The following is a 601-nucleotide window of genomic DNA, read 5'->3' as shown; positions in this document are numbered from 1 at the left end:
TCTCCATAAAAATTGAATGCCGAAGTGGCGGAACTGGCAGACGCACAGGACTTAAAATCCTGCGGGACTTACCTCTCGTACCGGTTCGATTCCGGTCTTCGGCACCATTTTTACCATTAACATCGCGGGGTGGAGCAGTTGGCAGCTCGTCGGGCTCATAACCCGAAGGTCGCAGGTTCGAGTCCTGCCTCCGCAACCATTATAAAATGGCCCATTGGTCAAGCGGTCAAGACACCGCCCTTTCACGGCGGTAACAGGGGTTCGATTCCCCTATGGGTCACCAATTAAATATGCGGGTGTAGCTCAATGGTAGAGTTCCGGCCTTCCAAGCCGGCTGTGAGGGTTCGATCCCCTTCACCCGCTCCAGATTAAACYNNNNAATAAAATACACAAGGAGAATATAATATGGAGAGTATTTTTACAAGAAGAAGTGTAAGAAGATACAAAGAACAAAAAGTAGAAAAAGAAAAAATAGATAAACTATTAAGAGCAGCTATGCAAGCACCATCTGCAAGAAACCAACAATGYTGGGAGTTCATAGTAGTTGAAGATAAAGAAAAACTAAAWCARTTATCAAATATGACACCATCCTCTAAGCTAA

Annotated in this window: 1 protein-coding gene and 4 tRNA genes; all 5 read left to right on the top strand. The window is 45.0% G+C overall.

Features of this window, described 5'->3' with window-relative positions; all coding sequences use genetic code 11:
- The first annotated feature begins 18 nt into the window (after positions 1-18).
- Positions 19-107, top strand: a tRNA-Leu gene (locus G3997_RS05020).
- Positions 108-123: 16 nt separating this feature from the next.
- A tRNA-Met gene (locus tag G3997_RS05015) sits at positions 124-199 on the top strand.
- A 9-nt stretch (positions 200-208) separates the two neighbouring features.
- Positions 209-283: transfer RNA gene (locus G3997_RS05010), tRNA-Glu, on the top strand.
- Between the two features lie 9 nt (positions 284-292).
- A tRNA-Gly gene (locus G3997_RS05005) sits at positions 293-366 on the top strand.
- A 39-nt stretch (positions 367-405) separates the two neighbouring features.
- On the top strand, positions 406-601 hold a 196-nt coding region (locus G3997_RS05000), incomplete at its 3' end, for a nitroreductase family protein (protein WP_296649066.1).

The organism is Romboutsia sp. 13368 (assembly GCF_018336475.1).
Taxonomy (GTDB): Bacteria; Bacillota; Clostridia; order Peptostreptococcales; family Peptostreptococcaceae; genus Romboutsia.
This window is presented reverse-complemented; position numbering and strand designations above follow the sequence as displayed.